The sequence below is a fragment of the Candidatus Pantoea soli genome (genome assembly GCF_007833795.1).
Classification (GTDB): domain Bacteria; phylum Pseudomonadota; class Gammaproteobacteria; order Enterobacterales; family Enterobacteriaceae; genus Pantoea; species Pantoea soli.
On sequence record NZ_CP032702.1, the window covers coordinates 3,007,293 to 3,026,062 of the forward strand.

Sequence of the window (18,770 nt, forward strand, 5' to 3'; positions counted from 1 at the left end):
GCCCTGTCTGCAGCAGAGCAGGACGCCGCCGTGCAGCGTAGCAGCGGATTATCGCCCGCCCGTCACATCGATCAGGGTGCCGGTGACATAGGATGCCGCCTCGCTGGCCAGCCACAGCACCGCCTGCGCAACCTCCTCCGGCTGACCGCCGCGCCCCATCGGAATCGCGCCCGCGACCCGATCGACCCGCTGCGGTTCACCGCCGTCGGCATGCATGTCGGTGTACACCGGGCCGGGCCGCACGCCATTCACGCGAATACCCTGAGTGGCCACTTCCAGCGCCAGCCCCCTTGTCAGCGTATCCATTGCCCCTTTAGAGGCGGCGTAATCGACATATTCATTGGGTGAACCGGTGCGCGCTGCGGCGGAGGAGACATTGATGATGGCACCGCCCTGGCCGCCGTGTTGGGTGCTCATGCGCTTTACCGCTTCCCTGCAGCAGATAAAGGTGCCGGTGACATTGGTGGCAAAAACGCGCTGAATACGCTCTGCCGTCAGGTCTTCCACCCGACACTGGGTAAACAAAATCCCGGCGTTATTCACCAGCACGCGCAGCGTTCCCTCGCGGTCCAGCTGGTTAAACAGCGCGATGACCTGGGTTTCATCGGCAATATCTGCCTGTACGGCAAAAGCACTGCCGCCCTGCGCGGCAATTTCTGCCACTACCTGCTGCGCCTCGGCTGCACGCTGACGATAGTTAATCGCCACGCGGTAGCCCGCCTGCGCCAGTAAATGCGCGGTCGCCCGCCCGATTCCGCGGCTGCCGCCGGTTACCAGTGCCAGTTCCATGGTGCCTCCTGAATAAAAAAGGGCCGCGTGACCGGCCCTTCGTCTCTGTTTGCTATTCTGTTGTAACCTGAATCACGGCGCGGCGGCAAGCCGGCACCGTTCCGCCACGCAGCGGTTACTGATATTCGCTCATCGGCACGCAGGCGCAGAACACGTTACGGTCACCGAACACATCGTCCAGACGTTTAACCGTCGGCCAGTACTTGTTAGCGCTGCCCGCCGGGAAGACCGCCAGTTCGCGCGTGTACGGATGCGTCCATTCGCCCACCAGTTCCTTCTGCGTGTGCGGCGCGTTAACCAGCGGGTTATCATCAGCAGGCCACTCGCCTGCAGCCACGCGATCAATCTCCATGCGGATAGCCAGCATCGCATCAATAAAGCGATCCAGCTCGATTTTGCTCTCCGATTCCGTCGGCTCAACCATCAGCGTACCGGCCACCGGGAACGACATCGTCGGCGCGTGGAAACCGTAGTCGATAAGGCGCTTGGCGATATCCAGCTCGCTGATACCGGTTTTCTCTTTCAGCGGACGAATATCCAGAATGCATTCGTGCGCCACGCGGCCATCGCGGCCGGTATAGAGAATCGGATAGGCCGATTGCAGACGGCTGGCGACGTAGTTGGCATTCAGGATCGCAACCGAACTCGCCTGCTTCAGCCCTTCCGCCCCCATCATACGGATGTACATCCAGCTGATAGGCAGAATGGAGGCGCTGCCGAAAGGCGCCGCAGAAACGGCCCCCTGCTGCGTCAGCACGCCATCAATCTGTACCACGCTGTGGCCCGGTACAAAGGGGGCCAGATGCGCTTTCACGCCAATCGGTCCCATACCCGGTCCGCCGCCGCCGTGCGGGATGCAGAAGGTTTTATGCAGGTTCAGGTGCGAGACATCCGCGCCGATATAGCCTGGCGTGGTAATGCCAACCTGGGCGTTCATGTTGGCACCGTCAAGATAGACCTGGCCGCCGTACTGATGCACGATCTGGCACACTTCACGAATGGTCTCTTCATAGACGCCGTGCGTGGAAGGATAGGTCACCATGATGCAGGAGAGCGCATCGCCCGCCTGCGCCGCTTTTTCCCGCAGATCGCCCAGATCGATGTTGCCCTGTTTATCACAGGCCACCACGACCACGGACATGCCCGCCATCTGTGCCGAAGCCGGGTTGGTGCCGTGGGCAGACGCCGGAATCAGGCAGAGGGTACGGCCGCCTTCGTTGCGGCTTTCGTGGTAGCGGCGAATCGCCAGCAGGCCGGCATATTCGCCCTGCGCACCGGAGTTCGGCTGCATGCACAGCGCGTCATAGCCGGTCAGCTGCACTAGCCAGCGGGACAGCTGACCGATCATCTGCAGATAGCCACCCGCCTGCTCCGCCGGACAGAACGGATGCAGCTCGGCAAATTCCGGCCAGGTGATCGGGATCATTTCCGCCGCGGCGTTCAGCTTCATGGTGCACGAGCCCAGCGGAATCATCGCCTGATTCAGCGCCAGATCCTTTTTCTCCAGGCTGTGCATGTAACGCATCATCTCGGTTTCACTGTGATGGCGGTTAAAGACCGGATGCGTCAGGAATTCACTGCTCCGCAGCTGACCGGCCGGAATGGCAGGATTCTCTGCCACCACTGCCGCGTCCAGCGCGTCGATATCCAGGCCGTGTGCATCGCCCAGCAGAATCGCAAACAGCGTCTGCACATCTTCACGCGTGGTAGTTTCGTCCAGCGTGATGCCAACGGCATTCAGCAGATCGCTGCGCAGGTTAACGCCAAAGCTCAGGGCGCGATTCAGCACCGCGGCTTTATCGGCGACGTCTACCGTCAGCGTATCGAACCAGCTGGCGTGACGCAGTTTCAGGCCGCCTTTCTGCAGCCCGGCGGCCAGAATGCTGGTAAGACGGTGAATGCGCGACGCGATACGCTTCAGGCCAGCGGGGCCATGGTAGACCGCGTAGAAACCGGCAATGTTTGCCAGCAGCACCTGTGAAGTACAGATATTGGAGTTGGCCTTTTCACGGCGGATATGCTGTTCACGCGTCTGCATCGCCATGCGCAGCGCGGTATTGCCGGCGGCATCGCGGGAAACGCCGATAATACGGCCCGGCATCGAACGCTTGTACGCATCGCGGCTGGCAAAGAAAGCCGCGTGCGGCCCGCCGTAACCCATCGGTACACCGAAGCGCTGCGCGGAGCCGAAGACGATATCTGCGCCCTGCTTACCTGGCGCTTCCAGCTGCACCAGTGCCATGAAATCAGCGGCCACGCTGACGACAACCTGACGGGTTTTCAGGGCGGCGATCAGATCGCGGTAGTCGTGCACTTCACCGCTGGTGCCTACCTGCTGCAGCAGCACGCCAAACAGGTTGTCGTGCTCCAGCGCTTTATCGGCACGATCAATGATCAATTCAAAACCAAAGGTTTCGGCGCGGGTACGCACCACGTCCAGCGTTTGCGGATGAATATCATCGGCAATAAAAAAGGTATTGGCGTTTTTCAGCTTGCTGACGCGCTTTGCCATCGCCATGGCTTCCGCTGCCGCCGTGGCTTCGTCCAGCAGGGATGCCGAGGCAATATCCAGTCCGGTCAGGTCCAGCGTCAGGGTCTGGAAATTCAGCAGCGCTTCCAGACGGCCCTGCGAAACTTCCGGCTGATACGGCGTGTAAGCGGTGTACCAGCCCGGATTTTCCAGCATGTTGCGCAGGATCACCGGTGGAGTAATCACCGCGCTGTAACCCATGCCGATCCAGGATTTGTAACGCTGGTTCTGACTGGCCATGGCTTTCAGCTCCGCCAGCGCCTGCTGTTCGGTCGCCGCCTCGCCCACGGCCGGCGGGCCAGGCAACTGGATATCGGCAGGCACGATAGCGTTAATCAGCGAAGCCAGCGAGCTGGCGCCGATGGCTTCCAGCATGGTGGTCTGCTGCTGCGCGGTGGGACCGATGTGGCGCTCAATAAAAGCACCGTTGTGTTCAAGCTGGCTGAGAGTCTGAGTCATTTGCAGTACATCCTGAATCGGGCTGGGTTACAAAAATGGCATTAAATCAGGCAGAGAAAAAAGAAGGCGCTGCAGTGCAGCACCTTCAGACTACCGGTTACTCGTCGATTGACGCTTTATAGGCATCGGCATCAAGCAGGGTGTCGAGTTCTGATTCGTCACTGGCTTTAAGGCGAAACAGCCAGCCGTTACCGTAGGGCTCGCTGTTGACCTGCTCCGGCGCGTCGCTCAGGGCGTCATTCACCGCGACAATTTCGCCGCTCAGCGGTGCGTAGATGTCAGAAGCGGCCTTGACCGATTCCGCCACCGCACAGTCATCTCCGGCGGCGAAGCTGGCACCAACTTCGGGCAGATCGACAAATACCATATCGCCCAGCAGTTCCTGCGCGTGTTCGGTAATGCCCACGGTGTAAGTGCCGTCGGCTTCTTTACGCACCCACTCGTGGCTGTCACGGTATTTCAATTCATTTGGCACATTGCTCATCGCCATTTCTCCTGAAAAATTACTGAGCGACCGGCTTACCGGCGCGAACGAAAACGGGTTTGGTAACCTTGACCGGCATCTCGCGATGACGGATCTCCACAATGGCCTGCTCGCCGATGCCCGCAGGCACGCGCGCCAGCGCGATGCTGTAACCCAGCGTCGGTGAGAAGGAGCCACTGGTAATAATACCCTGCTGCGGCTGACCCTGTTGATCGGTGAAACGTACCGGCAGACCGTTACGCAACACCCCTTTTTCGGTCATGATCAGTCCGACCAGCTTTTCAGTGCCCTCTTCACGCTGCGCTTCCAGCGCCTCGCGACCGATAAAATCCCGATCTGCCGGCTCCAGGCAAAGGGTCCAGCCCATGTTGGCGGCCAGCGGCGACACCGCTTCATCCATCTCCTGACCGTACAGATTCATGCCAGCTTCCAGCCGCAGCGTATCGCGTGCGCCCAGTCCGGCAGGTTTAACCCCGGCGGCCAGCAACTGCTGCCAGAATGCCGCCGCCTGCGCTGCCGGCAGCGCGATTTCGTAACCGGCTTCGCCGGTATAGCCGGTGGTGGCGATAAAGAGTTCACCGGCCTGCACGCCAAAGAAGGGTTTCATGCCGGCCACTGCCTCACGCTGCGCGGCGCTGAACAGCGTCTGCGCTTTCTCCTGCGCGTGCGGCCCCTGTACGGCAATCAGCGCCAGATCGTCACGTTCAGTGACGTTCACGCTATACGCCTGCGCATGCCGGGTAATCCATGCCAGGTCTTTTTCTCGCGTGGCCGAATTCACCACCAGGCGGAAAAAATCCTCTGCCATGAAATAGACAATCAGATCGTCAATCACGCCCGCTGAGGCGTTAAGCATGGCGGTATACAGGGCTTTGCCGGGATGGGTCAGCCTGGCGACATCATTTGCCAGCAGGTAGCGCAGGAATTCGCGGGTGCGGGCACCGTGCAAATCGAGAATAGTCATATGGGAAACGTCAAACATGCCGGCATCCCGGCGCACGGCGTGGTGCTCGTCCATTTGCGAGCCATAATGCAGCGGCATCATCCAGCCGTGGAAATCCACCATGCGTGCACCGCAGGCCTGATGCTGTTCATAGAGAGGCGTTTGCTGAGTCATAACCATCCTGTGAAAACAAGTGAATGTGGCGGCCTGCGCCGCGGCTGAGCGCCGACGCAAACGTTATCCTTGCCCTGACGTTATCACCGAATGCCGTAATTAACCATGAGTAAAACGAGGGCGAACGCAGGCTGCACCACAGTGAGACGTCCTTCAGCATGCAGCATAATTCACTGGATTTGTGTGATTAACCACGCACAAAATACAACAACCAACCTTTACCACAGCAAATAAATGGAATGGCGACAGCACACCGCTGAAAAACTCCGGCAGAGAGATTTTTATTACATGAGATAAACTAATGCGAATCGGCAGGTAAAATTAGAATAAATCAAACGAAGGTCAACAACAGAGCCATGTTGCACCACAGAAGTGCGCAGCAGGCAGTGCGGCTGAGAGACGATGAGCAGTGGGGAGAAAAAGACGCGCTGGCAGGTCACCCCGGGTAAAAAAAACGGCACCCAAAGGTGCCGTGTACGAAAGGATTAGCGAATCCAGGCGGGCATATCATTCAGGCCCATCGCCTGTTTCAGCATCCGCGGTTTGACACCGGGCAGCGTGTCGGCCAGTTTCAGCCCGACATCCCGCAGCAGCTTTTTCGCCGGATGGGTACCGGCAAACAGCTCGCGGAAGCCCTGCATCCCGGCCAGCATCATCGCCGCGCTGTGTTTACGGCTGCGCTCGTAACGCCGCAGATAAAGATGCTGACCGATATCTTTGCCAGCCAGATGCAAACGCCGGATTTCCCCAATCAGCTCTGCGGCATCCATGAAGCCAAGATTCACCCCCTGGCCGGCGAGTGGATGGATGGTGTGCGCCGCATCCCCCACCAGCGCCAGGCGATGCGCCGCGAAGTTGCGCGCATAACGTGCCATCAGCGGGAAGGTTTTACGCTCGCTCTCCACCTGACACAGCCCCAGCCGCATATCAAACGCCACTGACAGCTGCTGATTAAATAAGGTTTCCGGCATCGACTGCATACGCGACGCTTCCTGCGGCGACAGCGACCAGACAATCGAACTCAGGTGCGGGTCCTGCATGGGCAGAAACGCCAGAATGCCGTCGCCGTGAAACACCTGCCGCGCAATGGCGTCGTGCGGCATATCAGTGCGGACATTTGCCACCAGCGCATGGTGCTCGTAATCCCAGAACGTCACAGGGATATCGGCTTTATCACGCAGCCACGAGTGCGCGCCATCGGCGGCAACCAGCAGACGGGCGGTCAGCATGCCGCCATCCTGCAGGGTCACAAAGGCTTCATTTTCACCAAATGCCACCTGCTGCAGCGCGGCCGGTGCCAGCAGCGTGATATCGCTGCACTGGCTGGCGCGCTGCCACAGCGCACTGTGGATGACGTCATTTTCAACAATATGCCCGAGGTGCGACAGGCCCTGCTGCTCATCGTCAAAGCTGATGGAACCAAAACTGTCCTGATCCCAGACTTCCATGCCGTGATACGCGCTGGCGCGCAGCGCAAGGATGGCAGACCAGACATCCAGCTTTTGCAGCAGGCGCTCGCTGGCCGCATTAATCGCCGACACGCGAATGGAGGCCGCTGCCGCCGGATCAAATTGTGGCGCGGCGGCTTTTTCCAGCACGGCGACGCGCAGGCCGCTGCCCTGCAGACCGCAGGCAACCGCCAGCCCCACCATGCCGCCACCGGCAATTGCCACATCAAATGTTTGCATCGCTGCCCCTTAATTCATGCTTAACGCTTCACCCAGCCGAGCGTACGCACGGCAAGCGGGTTTCGCAGCCACGGCAGGTGGTCCATTGCCACCAGCCCAAGATTTCGTCCTGCCACCAACGGCGCATAGCGGTTGGCAAACACGCGCACCAGCCCATCGGTCACACCGATGGTGGTGCTGCGATCCGGCTGACGACGCGCGGAAAAATGGTGCAGTACCGCATAGCTGCCGGGATCCTGCTGCTGACGGTGCGCCGCTGCCAGCGTTTCTGCCAGCGACATCACATCACGCAAACCGAGGTTGAACCCCTGCCCGGCGATCGGATGCAGCGTCTGTGCGGCGTTGCCAACCAGCGCCAGCCGGTGAGTCACCTGCCGGTCAGCGGTCTGCAGCGCCAGCGGATAGCATTCGCGCTGGCCGGTGTGCGTAAAGCGCCCCAGACGCCAGCCAAAGGCGCGCTGCAGTTCGCGCAGAAAGGTTGCATCATCCCACTGCCGCACGGTGGCTTCGGCTGCCGCCGGGTGACACCACACCAGCGACAGCCGGTTGCCGGACATCGGCAGCAGCGCCAGCGGGCCGTGTTCGGTGAAACGCTCGAAGGCGCGCCCCTGATGCGGCAGCTGCGTGGAAACGTTGGCAATGACGGCCAGCTGCTGATAATCCTCGCGCTGCCAGCGGATGCCGCAGGCGGCCGCCAGTGCGGAGCGTGAACCATCCGCCGCCACCAGCAGCGCACCGCTAAGTTGCTCACCACTGTGCAGGGTCACCTGCACGCACTCCGCGCTGCGGCTTACGCTGGCGACACTATCCGGACAGCGCAGCGTGACACCGGGCGCGCTTTTCAGGCGGCGAAATAACCGCTGACCGGTATCAAACAGCTCCACCACATTGCCCAGCGCCGGTAGCTGGTAATCCGCCGCTTTCAGCTGCACAAATCCGCTGTGGCCGCGATCGGAGACGTGAATCGTGGTAATGGGCGTGGCGCAGTCCGCCAGGGAGCGCCAGAGGTCGATATCCGCCAGCTGCTGGCAGGTACCCGCCGCCAGCGCAATCGCCCGCCCGTCATAGCCGGGATGCGCGCGGCTTTCCGGCTCGCTGCGTTCGATCAGTGTGACCGGCAGCTGGCCCTGGGTGAGATGCGAAATCGCCAGCGCCAGCGTTGCCCCGGTCATGCCACCGCCTGCAATCAGAATCGTCATGCGCTGCGTGCCGCGGCCATCAGGGCTTCAATGGCGTCAGCGTCTTTGACCACGCTGTCGGTGAGGTTTTCGTTGCCGTCAGCGGTAATCACGATGTCATCCTCTATGCGGATACCGATGCCGCGGTACTGCGCCGGCACTTTGGCATCCGGAGCAATATACAGTCCGGGCTCAACGGTCAGCACCATGCCCGGCTCCAGAATGCGATCGCGCACCGACGTGCCGTAATGACCTACGTCGTGCACATCCAGCCCCAGCCAGTGGCTGAGCCCATGCATAAAGAACGGACGGTGCGCCTGCTCTTCAAACAGGGTGTCAATGTTGCCTTCCAGAATACCGAGATCCACCAGGCCGGTAATCATGATACGCACCACTTCATCCTGCACATCATGGATGCTGATACCCGGACGGAACATGGAGAGCGCTTTGTACAGCGAGGCCAGTACAATGTCGTAAATCTCCCGCTGCGGCGGCGTAAAGCGGCCATTGACCGGGAAGGTGCGGGTGATATCGCCGGCGTAACCGTGAAATTCACAGCCCGCATCAATCAATACCAGGTCGCCGTCGCGCAGTTCGCTTTCATTTTCGGTGTAGTGCAGAATGCAGCCGTTTTCACCGGAGCCGACAATGGTGTTGTAAGAAGGGAAACGCGCGCCATGACGGGTAAATTCATGGTGGATTTCGCCTTCCAGCTGATACTCAAACATGCCCGGACGGCAGCACTGCATTGCGCGGGTATGCGCCAGCGCGCTGATTTCACCTGCCCGCCGCAGAATCGCAATCTCTTCTTCACTTTTGAACAGGCGCATTTCATGCACCCACGGCCGCCAGTCCGTAACGGTAGCCGGCGCGCTGAGGTTCTGCCGGAAGCCGCGACGCAGCGTTTCCAGCGCGCTGAAAACCAGCTTGTCGGCTTCGGCATACGCGCCCTGCGCGTGATACACCACATCAAGACCATTCAGCAGCTGGTGCAGCTGCTCGCCAATCGCATCCCACGGCAGCGCGCGATCCACACCCAGCCTGGCGGGTGCTGCCTCCTGGCCAAGCCGGCGGCCGAACCAGATCTCCGCGCTGAGATCGCGGACCCGGTTGAACAGCACGCTGTGGTTATGTTTATCGTCACTTTTGATCAGCACCAGCAGCGCCTGCGGCTCATTAAAGCCGGTGAAGTACCAGAAGTCGCTGTTCTGACGATAGGGATATTCGGTGTCGTTGCTGCGCGTCACTTCAGGTGCAGCAAAAATCAAAGCGGCGCTGCCCGGCACCATGCGGGAAATCAGCGCCTGACGACGTTGCCGGAACGTTTCCAGTGTAATCATGTTTGCACTCCCTGTTGAAGCGGGCAGCAACCTGCCCGGCTGACGCGCTTAGTGTAGCGTGGGTTTCTGCACTTCCGGTGCGGCTGGCGAACGCGGACGGGTAAAGGTATCGTGACACAGCAGCGCTGCCACACGCACATACTCGATCACCTCTTCCAGCGACTGTTCCAGCTCTTCCTGATCTTCATCTTCATCGTAGCCAAGCTGAGCGATGGTGCGCAGGTCGTCAATCGCCTCACCGGTTTCACCGGTCACTTTATCCAGCTTAGGCTGGGTTACTCCCAGCCCGAGCAGGAAGTGATTGACCCAGCCAGCCAGCGCATCGGCACGATCAAACACGGTAATGTCATCTTCATCGGGCAGCATGAGCTGGAACAGGAAGCCATCCTCGTCCAGTGTGGTGCTCAGGTTTTCATGCAGCGCCTGCAGCGGCTGCGACAGGCTCTGCGAAAAAGCTACGCCTTCATTCGTCAGATCGTGAACCAGGGTTTTCCAGCTGCTATCCTGATTGCCGCCACACAGAATGCCACACAGCAGTCCGTGCATCTCGGCGGGCGTCATTCCCACGCCCTGCTGGGAAAGTGCTGCGGCCAGCGCGTTGTAAGTGGGTGTTGCGTTCTGTAAAGACATAAGCTTTGGTCGTCGTTGGCAGAATAAGTTCGTGTTATGCTACCACCAGGTGCCTCAGGGTTTCCAGAAAAGGGGTTGTAACTTATCACGCGGGTCTATATAGTTGCGCACCTCCCAACCCATTGACAGGTAAGGGAGATGCGAACGAAGTAATCAGTCAGGATGGTGGCATGTCTGCACAACCGGTAGATATTCAGATTTTTGGTCGTTCATTGAGAGTGAATTGTCCGCCTGAACAGCAAGATGCGCTGAATCTGGCCGCAGAGGATCTCAATCAACGGTTGCAAGATTTAAAAGTTCGCACTAGAGTCACAAATACAGAGCAACTGGTGTTCATCGCCGCGTTAAACATCTGCCACGAGCTGGCGCAGGAAAAAGGTAAGACGCGCGACTATGCAGCCAACATGGAACAACGTATCCGTATGCTGCAGCAGACCATTGAACAGGCATTAGTTGAGCAAGGTCGCATAACCGAACGCCAGGGCCCTAAATTCGAATAATACTTCATGGTTCTCGTGTCAGAGTGACGGTGAAGTCAATTTTCTCTGAGATGTTTGCAAGCGGGCCAGTCCCCTGAGCCGATATTTCATACCAACAGAGTGTGACGCTCTGTAGCCTGTGAGCATGCTCGGTCCGTCCGAGAAGCCTGATGGTTACGACGGCATACTCACCTTGAACCAAGGGTTCAAGGGTTACAGCCTGCGGCGGCATCTCGGAGATCTCCTCTTAGTTCCATTCTGTTATTCCCGGTGTGATAAAGTGGCAGACCACTGCCTTATCAGCCGGGGACATCATGTCAGCACCTACTCTTCTCGATCGTCAGGATATTCGTCAGCACGTGCGTCATCTGCGCCGCAATCTGACATCCCAGCAGCAGGAACAGGCCGCCGATTTGCTGGCCGAACATGCCCTGAATTTTGCCCCTGTCTCACAGGCCAGCCGTATTGCGCTGTTTCTCTCTGTGGATGGCGAACTCAATACCCGCCCGCTGATTGCCAAACTGTGGCAGCAGAAAAAACAGGTCTACCTGCCGGTGCTACATCCGTTTGCTTCCGGCCATCTGCTGTTTATGCGCTATACGCCGGAAACCGAACTGCGCCCTAACCGTCTGCGCATCCCGGAGCCGCCGCTGGATATCACCCAAATGGCCACGCTGGATGCGCTGGATGTGATGCTGGTGCCGCTGGTGGCGTTTGACGATGACGGACAACGGCTGGGCATGGGCGGAGGCTTTTACGATCGCACGCTGCAAAACTGGTCACAGCACGGATGCCTGCCGGTGGGTATTGCACATGATTGTCAGCGCGTGGAGAAGCTGCCAGTGGCAGAGTGGGATGTGCCGCTGCCGGCGATTCTGACGCCGTCAGGGCTATGGCAGTGGGAAACGCCAGGCAAATAAAAAGGGCGCCGCAGCGCCCTGAATCATCAGTAGAGCAGACGGGCGCGGATGGTGCCTGGAATGGCCTTCATCAGCTGCAGCGCTTTCTCCGCCACCTCTTCTTCCGCATCAATATCGATCACCACGTAGCCCATGATCGGCGAGGTCTGCAGATACTGCGCCGCGATGTTAATGCCCTGCTCGGCAAAGATCTGGTTGATCGCTGTCAGGATCCCCGGACGGTTTTCATGAATGTGCAGCAGGCGGCTGGCGCTGGCTGCGTGCATGGGCAGCGAAACTTCCGGGAAATTCACCGCTGACAGCGTTGAACCGTTGTCGGAGTATTTTGCCAGCTTGCCGGAGACTTCCAGACCGATATTCTCCTGTGCCTCCTGCGTGGAGCCGCCAATATGTGGCGTCAGGATAACGTTATCAAATTCACACAGCGGTGAGTTGAAAGGATCGCTATTGGTGGCCGGTTCAACCGGGAACACGTCAATAGCGGCACCGGCCAGATGTTTGCTGGAGAGCGCATGGCACAGCGCCGGAATATCAATCACCGTCCCGCGTGCTGCGTTAATCAGCAGTGCGCCAGGCTTCATCAGCGCCAGCTCTTCCGCACCAATCATATTCTGCGTTGACGCCGTTTCCGGCACGTGCAGGCTGACGACATCGCTCATGTTCAGCAAATCAGAGAGATGGCGCACCTGCGTGGCATTGCCCAGCGGCAGTTTATTCTCAATGTCATAGAAGAACACATGCATACCCAGGCTTTCTGCCAGCACGCCCAACTGCATCCCGATGTGGCCATAGCCGATGATACCGAGCTTTTTACCCCGCGCTTCATAAGAACCGGTGGCTACTTTGTTCCAGATACCCCGGTGCGCTTTGGCATTGGCTTCCGGAATACCGCGCAGCATCAGCAGCATTTCGCCAATCACCAGTTCTGCAACCGAACGGGTATTGGAGAAGGGTGCGTTGAAAACCGGCACGCCGCGCTTTGCCGCAGCGTTGAGATCAACCTGGTTAGTACCGATACAGAAGCAGCCGACCGCGACCAGTTTTTCAGCCGCAGCGAAGATCTCTTCGGTCAGTTGGGTACGGGAACGGATACCAATAAAGTGCGCATCGCGAATGGAGGATTTCAGGGATTCTGCATCCAGCGCGCCTTTGTGGAATTCGATATTGGTGTAACCTGCAGCGCGCAGGTTATCCAGCGCACTCTGGTGAACGCCTTCCACCAGCAGGAACTTAATCTTGTCTTTTTCCAGTGATACCTTTGCCATTTCCCGACCCTATTCAGAATTCAACGAGGACTGTCATAAGCCAGCCTTCTGTCAAAATATCAAAATTTTCAGGCGCGGCAATACAAACGATTGCCTGCGCGCCAGCATGCGCCCGCGCCGGGACAGCACAAATCCATACAAAATCGTGATATGCGTGAGACGCGAAGTACGAACCTGCTGTTGATGACCTATTTGTGACATAAGTCACCAAATTTCATCACCGCAAGAAAAGATGTTTTGCAGCCGGAAATAACTGGCGCGCAATGTCGCGCCAGTGCCCTTAGCGCGTCAGGGTTTTTACCCCCTGCGCTGTACCAATCAGCGCCACATCCGCCCCGCGCGAAGCGAACAGACCCACAGTCACTACGCCGGGCAGCGCGTTAATGCGTGTTTCCAGTGCAACAGGGTCAAGGATGCGCAGATTATGCACGTCGAGAATAATGTTGCCGTTGTCCGTTACGACATGCTGGCGATACTCCGGCTGGCCGCCCAGCTTCACCAGTTCCCGCGCCACGTAGGAGCGCGCCATTGGAATCACCTCTACCGGCAGAGGAAAACGCCCAAGGATATCCACCTCTTTAGAGGCATCGGCAATGCAGACAAAGGTTTTTGCCACCGCAGCGATAATTTTTTCCCGCGTCAGTGCAGCACCACCGCCTTTGATCATCTGCATCTGCGGGTTGATTTCATCGGCACCGTCCACGTAGACCGACAGCGCATCCACATTGTTCAGGTCAAACACCGGAATGCCCAGGGAGATCAGCTTCGCCGTGGAGGCTTCTGAACTGGACACCGCGCCTTCAATCTGATGTTTGATGGTCGCGAGCGCATCAATGAAATGCGCGGCCGTTGAACCGGTGCCTACGCCAACAAGGGTGCCCGGCTGCACATACTGCAGCGCTGCCCAACCAACCGCTTTTTTTAGTTCATCCTGGGTCATGGTATGTTTAAAACCTGTGCGACATCGAAGTGCGCGTAGTATAAAACAAGGCGCCGTGAAAATGCGCGACTGTTAGCCCCCGGTTTTCGCCTTTGGAAGCCAGCCCGCAAAAAAGAGCTGACCGCACAGGCTGACGCTTTTATGGCATAGTACTTTCCACCCTGAACGAGAGAGAACAACAATGAAACGCCCGGATTATCGAACGCTTCAGGCGCTGGATGCAGTCATTCGCGAGCGCGGTTTTGAGCGCGCCGCCCAGAAATTATGTATTACGCAGTCTGCCGTCTCGCAGCGTATCAAGCAGCTGGAAAATTTGTTTGGACAGCCGCTGCTGGTGCGCACCGTACCGCCGCGCCCTACCGAACAGGGGCAAAAATTGCTGGCGCTGCTGCACCAGGTTGAACTGCTGGAAGAGGAGTGGCTGGGTGATGACAACGGGGGCACGACGCCGCTGCTGCTGTCGCTGGCCGTTAACGCCGACAGTCTGGCCACCTGGCTGCTGCCTGCGCTGAAAGATGTGCTGGCGGATTCCCCGGTGCGCCTGAATCTGCAGGTGGAAGACGAAACCCGCACCCAGGAGCGCCTGCGCCGTGGTGAAGTTGTGGGCGCGGTGAGTATTCAGCCGCAGCCGCTGCCGAGCTGCCTGGTGGATCAGCTGGGTGCGCTGGATTACCTGTTCTGCGCCTCACCGGATTTTGCGGCGCGCTACTTTCCCAATGGCGTAACGCGTTCGGCACTGCTCAAAGCGCCCGCCGTTGCGTTTGATCATCTGGACGATATGCACCAGGCGTTTTTGCAGCAGAATTTTGATTTGTCGCCGGGCAGCGTTCCCTGCCACATCGTCAATTCATCTGAAGCCTTTGTGCAGCTGGCGCGTCAGGGTTCAGTGTGCTGCATGATTCCGCACCTGCAGATTGAGCGCGAACTGGCGCAGGGTGAACTGGTGGATTTGACGCCGGGTCTGTATCAGCGCCGTATGCTTTACTGGCACCGCTTCGCGCCGGAAAGCCGCCTGATGCGCAGCGTAACCGATGCGCTGATTGCGCATGGGCACCGCGTGCTGCGCCAGGATGCGGTGACCGTATAAACCTTTAGCCGCTCAGGTTTCCATATCGTACCAGCAGGGCGTACAGCACTACGCCCGTCTCTCATCACGTCATACCCGATAGCGATATTTTCTGCCATCTCTGCGGCCAGATTCTTTTTTTATCAGTGCCACATACAGCGAAAACTATCTGAAATCCGCCCTTATTAGCTTTATGAATGTCTGCGATTTAAATCGAGACATGTCTCGTATTCTCCTGCGCCGCTCTGCCTGTATTTGAGACTTTCCTGCCACCTTGAGTAAGCAGCAGCGATGATGAAAAAGCGAGATAAAATATGAGTGAAAGAAAGGATATCATTGATGGACGGGAAGCTGCCTTTGCCCGTGGAGGCCTGGTATATACTGAAGTATTGGGCTGGATTGACCTGGGCCATGCCCGCGGCGACGATATTCGCACGGTAATGCGCAGTATTCGTCAGGGTGAATCTTCAGGGAATAAGTATTACGATGTTACCTACTCACAAGGCATGTCTTCCCCTTATGGCTTAATTCGCGCGGGTAAGGTAATTACCTGGCGGATTAAACATGGCCGTCCAGACTGGGAGCAAAAATCTATTGCGCTGGCAATGATGATGACGATGGCACGAACTTTTGAAGCTTTTCAGGATAGCTTTCCCGTCAATCGGGTCACCGATAGCGGATACAGTGGCGAAGATTTGGTTTCCGATCTTTTGGGTTTTTATCGGGTAGTATCGGTACAAAATCCATTTCCCATGTTAAAACCCGTCAGCAAACAAGAGGCATTAAAGCGATGGGATCATTATGGAAAAACAGGCTCTTTCAAAGTTAAAGACTTCACGCCTTTGCTATTTCCTGCTCCGGATAAATTTCCTCATGCACGGCCGCAAAAGGGTATGCTTCCTCCCTTTATATTAACTATTGTGCCTTATAATGACTTTTTATCCGGCAATGTTATTCTTCCACAGCGGGATAAAACCTTTGTTGTTGTAGGTGCGGGCAATGGAAGGATGCGTTTGTGAAGATGAAAGCTGCTTTATTATTTATTATCGCCCTGGTGATTACTTTCGCTTTCTTATGGCGACCCTATTTTGAAATGGAATTAGCCAGTAGCGCTTACTATAGCCAAAATGACAAGCGTGAATATGAATATTATACTCCTGAATTATTTAAAATGATGCCGCGTATTTCCTCCACTTATAGCTTTCAGTACATCAGCAATCATGATGCCCGAAAAAGACTTTATGGCATCAGATTTGATGGAACCTCCGAGACGGAAAAGCTTAAAAGCTGGCTGCAATTGGCAGGCTATAAGCCACAGGCCACATGCGATACCTCTGCTGAGTGCTGGCGAAAAGAGGATTCAGATAACGTGGTGTCATTATACTCATCCGCGAATCCCGATTACGTCGTTATCCAGCTCTCCCAAAAATAAACTGCAGCGCTGCGCACTGGCTATTTCAGGCACGTTACTCTCCATGGAACGCGGACAAACTGCAGATAAACAGTACAGAAAGTATTTAGCGGCGCTTTATTGCGCCGCTGGTGTTCACAGTTTTAGATTACTGCGCAGCATTCGGTTTGATTTCAAACACCACGTCGACCTGATCGTCGAAATGAATGCTTTGCTGCTCATAAGTCTGCTGTGCGGTGGTATCGGCCGCCGCGCCTGCGGCTTTGTACATGCGCGCCATTGGCATTGGCTGATAGTTTGCGACGTGATAACGGATACTAAACACCGGGCCCAGCTTCGCGTTGAAGCCCTCCGCCAGCGCATTTGCCTGCTGGGTGGCATTGGCGATTGCCGCTTTACGCGCCTGATCTTTGTAGCTGTCAGCATTGGCCACGCCCAGCTCCACGCTGCGGATCTCATTCAGGCCCGATTTCAGCGCGCCATCCAGTAGCTCATTCAGCTTGTCCAGCTGGCGCAGCGTCACCTGCACCTGACGGACCGCACGGTATCCTTTCAGTACCGATTTGCCGTCTTTGGTGTAGTCGTACTCTGGCTGCGTGCTCAGATTCGCTGCATCAATATCTTTCTTTTCGATACCGTTTTTCTGCAGGAAATCAAAGTATTGTGCAACGCGATCGTCCGCCTGTTTCTTGGCATCCGCTGCGTCTTTCGACGAAACATTTACCACGATGGAGAGTGTGGCCATATCCGGACGGGCATCCACGCTGGCCTGACCGGAAGTCACGACATGCGGCCCCTCGGGTACCTCACCTGCCTGGACCAGGCCGGACAGTGCGCCCGTACTCATTGCGGCGGCCAGCGCCAGTGCTTTCAGTTTCACGAAAGTCCTCCTTGAAAGGTTCAATTTGCAGGTCGCCACTATGGCGAAACCCAAAACACATTACTCTGCGTGATGGTCTGATTATGAAATTAGCAAAAAGTTCGTTAAGACGGCGGATTTAGCCTCGCCGCGATCGCAAAGTTACCGGCACAGCCTGTGCCGGATGCGGCACCGCACGTTTCCATTAAAGAAACATTTTGCTGTGACAGGAGCATTGCCTTATGACCATACAGCCCACTGGCCCGCACGCTGCCCGCGCGGGACGCACGCGCTTTCTGATGCCCGGCCTGGTGTTTATCACTATCATCATCAACCAGATGGATCGCACCAACCGGTCAGTTGCCGCCACCGCCATTGCCGGTGAATAGCGCTTCACACCGATGGAAAGGGGGCTGATCTTCTCTGCGTTTGGCTGGATCTCTGCCGCACTGCAGATGCCGGGCAGCTTTTTAATTGATCGCCCCGGAGTCCGCCTGGTCTGCGGCGGCGGGCGGTTTAGCTGGTCCCTGATGACGGCGTTGCCCGCCCTCGCCAGCAGCGTCGGCGCGCTGTCTGGTCTGCGGCTGGGCGTGGGCGCTTTTGAACCACCGGTCACGCCGTCGAATAACCGGGTGATTGCCAGCGGGTTCCCGGAGCAGGAGCGTGCCAGCGCCATCGGGATTTACTCCTCTGCACTGTTTGTCGGACTGGCCTGTATGACGCCGCTGCTGTTTCACCTGCAGGCGGCACTGGGCTGGCGCGGCCTGTTTCTGATAACCGGGATAGCGGGCATGATCCGGGCGCGGGTGTGGTCGGTGTTCTACCGAGGGCCGGCGCAGCATAACGGCGTTTCCGCCGCCGAATTGCGTTAGCTGCAGGCGAACGGCGCGCTGCTGGCAAGCCCTCAGCCCGCCCGGCCAGGTGAGATACACCGGGCCAGCGTTTGCAGCTGCTCCTGACGCTGCGCCAGCTGACCGGCATCAGCCTGCCAGATTTTGGCAAATGCCAGCGCGGCCCGGTTGTTGTTGATCGGCAGGGCCATGCTGATCTCGCCATCGTCGCGGTGCCAAATCAGGTGTTCCGCTTCGCGCTTGCGGGCCAGCAGCGGCGCTATCTGCATCCACTGTTCCTCACTGAAGCGCGGCTGCAGCCGTTCATCCGGTTCTGCCGCCAGCAGCGCCACGCCAATCACCGATTGCCACGCCGGCAGCATACGGAAACCCGCCAGTGCCTGGCTGGTGCGTTCACCCGGTTCCGAGTGCCAGATATAGATGACCTGATCTTCCCACAGCACGCCCAGTGCTACCACGATATCGCGCGGCGCGTGTGCTTCCAGCTGCGGCAGCGCCTGCGCAAACAGCGACGATCCGCGAATCGCCTGCGCCGCCAGCGCATGAATGCCCGGCCCCGGCAGATAGCGCCGGTGCTCATCCTGCATGGTCAGGCCGACCGAAGCCATGGTCATCAGCAGCCGGTTAACCCGCGTGCTGTTCATGCCCATCTGGCGCGCCAGTTCGCGGCAGCCAATGGCTTTGTCGCTCGACACCAGATATTGCAGGCAGCGAATCCCGTCAATCAGGCTTTGATTGGGTTGCGAAGACATAGGTCACCTTTG

The 18,770-nt window shown here is 57.8% G+C and carries 19 protein-coding genes and 1 other RNA gene; 8 read left to right on the forward strand and 12 right to left on the reverse strand.

Features of this window, described 5'->3' with window-relative positions:
• Positions 1-48 precede the first annotated feature (48 nt).
• From D8B20_RS13980 to D8B20_RS14015, 8 genes are all read right to left on the reverse strand, one after another.
• Entirely contained in the window at positions 49-789 is a 741-nt protein-coding gene (locus D8B20_RS13980; RefSeq protein WP_145889425.1) for an SDR family oxidoreductase, read from the reverse strand.
• 115 nt (positions 790-904) lie between these two features.
• Positions 905-3,778: an aminomethyl-transferring glycine dehydrogenase gene (gcvP, locus tag D8B20_RS13985; RefSeq protein ID WP_145889426.1), complete on the reverse strand. Its 2,874-nt coding sequence runs from the start codon at positions 3,776-3,778 to the stop codon at positions 905-907.
• A 97-nt stretch (positions 3,779-3,875) separates the two neighbouring features.
• On the reverse strand, positions 3,876-4,262 hold the full coding sequence (gene gcvH / locus D8B20_RS13990; protein WP_145889427.1) for a glycine cleavage system protein GcvH: 387 nt from the start codon (positions 4,260-4,262) through the stop codon (positions 3,876-3,878).
• Between the two features lie 19 nt (positions 4,263-4,281).
• Positions 4,282-5,379 (reverse strand): glycine cleavage system aminomethyltransferase GcvT, encoded by a 1,098-nt coding sequence (gcvT, locus tag D8B20_RS13995; protein ID WP_145889428.1) that lies wholly within the window; start codon positions 5,377-5,379, stop codon positions 4,282-4,284.
• Between the two features lie 485 nt (positions 5,380-5,864).
• Positions 5,865-7,067, reverse strand: a complete 1,203-nt coding sequence (gene ubiI, locus D8B20_RS14000; protein ID WP_145889429.1) for an FAD-dependent 2-octaprenylphenol hydroxylase — start codon at positions 7,065-7,067, stop codon at positions 5,865-5,867.
• 20 nt (positions 7,068-7,087) lie between these two features.
• Positions 7,088-8,266, reverse strand: a complete 1,179-nt coding sequence (gene ubiH / locus D8B20_RS14005; protein ID WP_145889430.1) for a 2-octaprenyl-6-methoxyphenyl hydroxylase — start codon at positions 8,264-8,266, stop codon at positions 7,088-7,090.
• Positions 8,263-9,585, reverse strand: a complete 1,323-nt coding sequence (gene pepP, locus D8B20_RS14010; protein ID WP_145889431.1) for a Xaa-Pro aminopeptidase — start codon at positions 9,583-9,585, stop codon at positions 8,263-8,265. The genes ubiH and pepP overlap by 4 nt, the downstream gene beginning before the upstream one ends.
• 48 nt (positions 9,586-9,633) lie before the next feature.
• On the reverse strand, positions 9,634-10,215 hold the full coding sequence (locus tag D8B20_RS14015) for a YecA/YgfB family protein (protein WP_145889432.1): 582 nt from the start codon (positions 10,213-10,215) through the stop codon (positions 9,634-9,636).
• Positions 10,216-10,385: 170 nt separating this feature from the next.
• Between D8B20_RS14015 and zapA the strand changes: the two genes are divergently transcribed.
• The 3 genes from zapA to D8B20_RS14030 all read left to right on the forward strand — a co-directional run bounded on the left by zapA (position 10,386) and on the right by D8B20_RS14030 (position 11,614).
• The gene (gene zapA, locus D8B20_RS14020) at positions 10,386-10,715 is read left to right on the forward strand and encodes a cell division protein ZapA (RefSeq protein ID WP_021506660.1); all 330 of its coding nucleotides are present in this window, start codon (positions 10,386-10,388) and stop codon (positions 10,713-10,715) included.
• A gap of 39 nt (positions 10,716-10,754) precedes the next feature.
• Positions 10,755-10,938: non-coding RNA, 6S RNA (ssrS, locus tag D8B20_RS14025), on the forward strand.
• A 70-nt stretch (positions 10,939-11,008) separates the two neighbouring features.
• Positions 11,009-11,614: a 5-formyltetrahydrofolate cyclo-ligase gene (locus D8B20_RS14030; RefSeq protein ID WP_145889433.1), complete on the forward strand. Its 606-nt coding sequence runs from the start codon at positions 11,009-11,011 to the stop codon at positions 11,612-11,614.
• A gap of 26 nt (positions 11,615-11,640) precedes the next feature.
• On the opposite strand, the gene serA is transcribed toward D8B20_RS14030, so the two are convergent.
• Positions 11,641-12,879 carry a phosphoglycerate dehydrogenase gene (gene serA, locus D8B20_RS14035; RefSeq protein ID WP_145889434.1) on the reverse strand — a complete coding sequence of 413 codons (1,239 nt, stop codon included), beginning with the start codon at positions 12,877-12,879 and terminating at the stop codon, positions 11,641-11,643.
• Positions 12,880-13,159: 280 nt separating this feature from the next.
• Entirely contained in the window at positions 13,160-13,819 is a 660-nt protein-coding gene (rpiA, locus tag D8B20_RS14040) for a ribose-5-phosphate isomerase RpiA (protein ID WP_145889435.1), read from the reverse strand.
• Positions 13,820-14,000: 181 nt separating this feature from the next.
• On the opposite strand from rpiA, the gene D8B20_RS14045 reads away from it, so the two are divergent.
• The 3 genes from D8B20_RS14045 to D8B20_RS14055 all read left to right on the forward strand — a co-directional run bounded on the left by D8B20_RS14045 (position 14,001) and on the right by D8B20_RS14055 (position 16,317).
• On the forward strand, positions 14,001-14,906 hold the full coding sequence (locus D8B20_RS14045) for a LysR family transcriptional regulator ArgP (protein WP_145889436.1): 906 nt from the start codon (positions 14,001-14,003) through the stop codon (positions 14,904-14,906).
• 293 nt (positions 14,907-15,199) lie between these two features.
• On the forward strand, positions 15,200-15,904 hold the full coding sequence (locus D8B20_RS14050; protein ID WP_145889437.1) for a hypothetical protein: 705 nt from the start codon (positions 15,200-15,202) through the stop codon (positions 15,902-15,904).
• Between the two features lie 2 nt (positions 15,905-15,906).
• Positions 15,907-16,317, forward strand: coding sequence for a hypothetical protein (locus tag D8B20_RS14055; protein WP_370664133.1), 411 nt, complete (start codon positions 15,907-15,909; stop codon positions 16,315-16,317).
• A gap of 127 nt (positions 16,318-16,444) precedes the next feature.
• Here D8B20_RS14055 and D8B20_RS14060 read toward each other — a convergent pair whose 3' ends face one another.
• Positions 16,445-17,176, reverse strand: a complete 732-nt coding sequence (locus tag D8B20_RS14060) for an oxidative stress defense protein (RefSeq protein ID WP_145889439.1) — start codon at positions 17,174-17,176, stop codon at positions 16,445-16,447.
• 221 nt (positions 17,177-17,397) lie between these two features.
• Here D8B20_RS14060 and D8B20_RS21840 point away from each other — a divergent pair, with 221 nt between their 5' ends.
• Both D8B20_RS21840 and D8B20_RS14065 read left to right on the forward strand, forming a co-directional pair.
• Positions 17,398-17,544, forward strand: a complete 147-nt coding sequence (locus tag D8B20_RS21840) for a hypothetical protein (protein WP_261388033.1) — start codon at positions 17,398-17,400, stop codon at positions 17,542-17,544.
• A 12-nt stretch (positions 17,545-17,556) separates the two neighbouring features.
• Positions 17,557-18,027 (forward strand): MFS transporter, encoded by a 471-nt coding sequence (locus tag D8B20_RS14065; RefSeq protein WP_261388034.1) that lies wholly within the window; start codon positions 17,557-17,559, stop codon positions 18,025-18,027.
• Between the two features lie 32 nt (positions 18,028-18,059).
• Here the strand turns inward: D8B20_RS14065 and D8B20_RS14070 are convergent, their stop codons facing one another.
• A complete protein-coding gene (locus tag D8B20_RS14070; RefSeq protein ID WP_145889440.1) occupies positions 18,060-18,758 on the reverse strand; it encodes an IclR family transcriptional regulator domain-containing protein in 699 nt (232 codons plus the stop codon).
• Positions 18,759-18,770: the final 12 nt, after the last annotated feature.

Bases quoted from the DNA above. Each gene is read 5' to 3' on its own strand.
- D8B20_RS21840 (WP_261388033.1), top strand. From the start codon at position 17,398: ATGACCATACAGCCCACTGGCCCGCACGCTGCCCGCGCGGGACGCACG.
- ubiH (WP_145889430.1), bottom strand. From the start codon at position 8,266: ATGACGATTCTGATTGCAGGCGGTGGCATGACCGGGGCAACGCTGGCG.
- D8B20_RS14050 (WP_145889437.1), top strand. From the start codon at position 15,200: ATGAGTGAAAGAAAGGATATCATTGATGGACGGGAAGCTGCCTTTGCC.
- D8B20_RS14055 (WP_370664133.1), top strand. From the start codon at position 15,907: ATGAAAGCTGCTTTATTATTTATTATCGCCCTGGTGATTACTTTCGCT.
- D8B20_RS14015 (WP_145889432.1), bottom strand. From the start codon at position 10,215: ATGTCTTTACAGAACGCAACACCCACTTACAACGCGCTGGCCGCAGCA.
- D8B20_RS14030 (WP_145889433.1), top strand. From the start codon at position 11,009: ATGTCAGCACCTACTCTTCTCGATCGTCAGGATATTCGTCAGCACGTG.
- D8B20_RS14045 (WP_145889436.1), top strand. From the start codon at position 14,001: ATGAAACGCCCGGATTATCGAACGCTTCAGGCGCTGGATGCAGTCATT.
- D8B20_RS13980 (WP_145889425.1), bottom strand. From the start codon at position 789: ATGGAACTGGCACTGGTAACCGGCGGCAGCCGCGGAATCGGGCGGGCG.
- D8B20_RS14070 (WP_145889440.1), bottom strand. From the start codon at position 18,758: ATGTCTTCGCAACCCAATCAAAGCCTGATTGACGGGATTCGCTGCCTG.
- D8B20_RS14065 (WP_261388034.1), top strand. From the start codon at position 17,557: ATGGAAAGGGGGCTGATCTTCTCTGCGTTTGGCTGGATCTCTGCCGCA.
- zapA (WP_021506660.1), top strand. From the start codon at position 10,386: ATGTCTGCACAACCGGTAGATATTCAGATTTTTGGTCGTTCATTGAGA.
- gcvH (WP_145889427.1), bottom strand. From the start codon at position 4,262: ATGAGCAATGTGCCAAATGAATTGAAATACCGTGACAGCCACGAGTGG.
- gcvP (WP_145889426.1), bottom strand. From the start codon at position 3,778: ATGACTCAGACTCTCAGCCAGCTTGAACACAACGGTGCTTTTATTGAG.
- gcvT (WP_145889428.1), bottom strand. From the start codon at position 5,379: ATGACTCAGCAAACGCCTCTCTATGAACAGCATCAGGCCTGCGGTGCA.
- ubiI (WP_145889429.1), bottom strand. From the start codon at position 7,067: ATGCAAACATTTGATGTGGCAATTGCCGGTGGCGGCATGGTGGGGCTG.
- serA (WP_145889434.1), bottom strand. From the start codon at position 12,879: ATGGCAAAGGTATCACTGGAAAAAGACAAGATTAAGTTCCTGCTGGTG.
- rpiA (WP_145889435.1), bottom strand. From the start codon at position 13,819: ATGACCCAGGATGAACTAAAAAAAGCGGTTGGTTGGGCAGCGCTGCAG.
- pepP (WP_145889431.1), bottom strand. From the start codon at position 9,585: ATGATTACACTGGAAACGTTCCGGCAACGTCGTCAGGCGCTGATTTCC.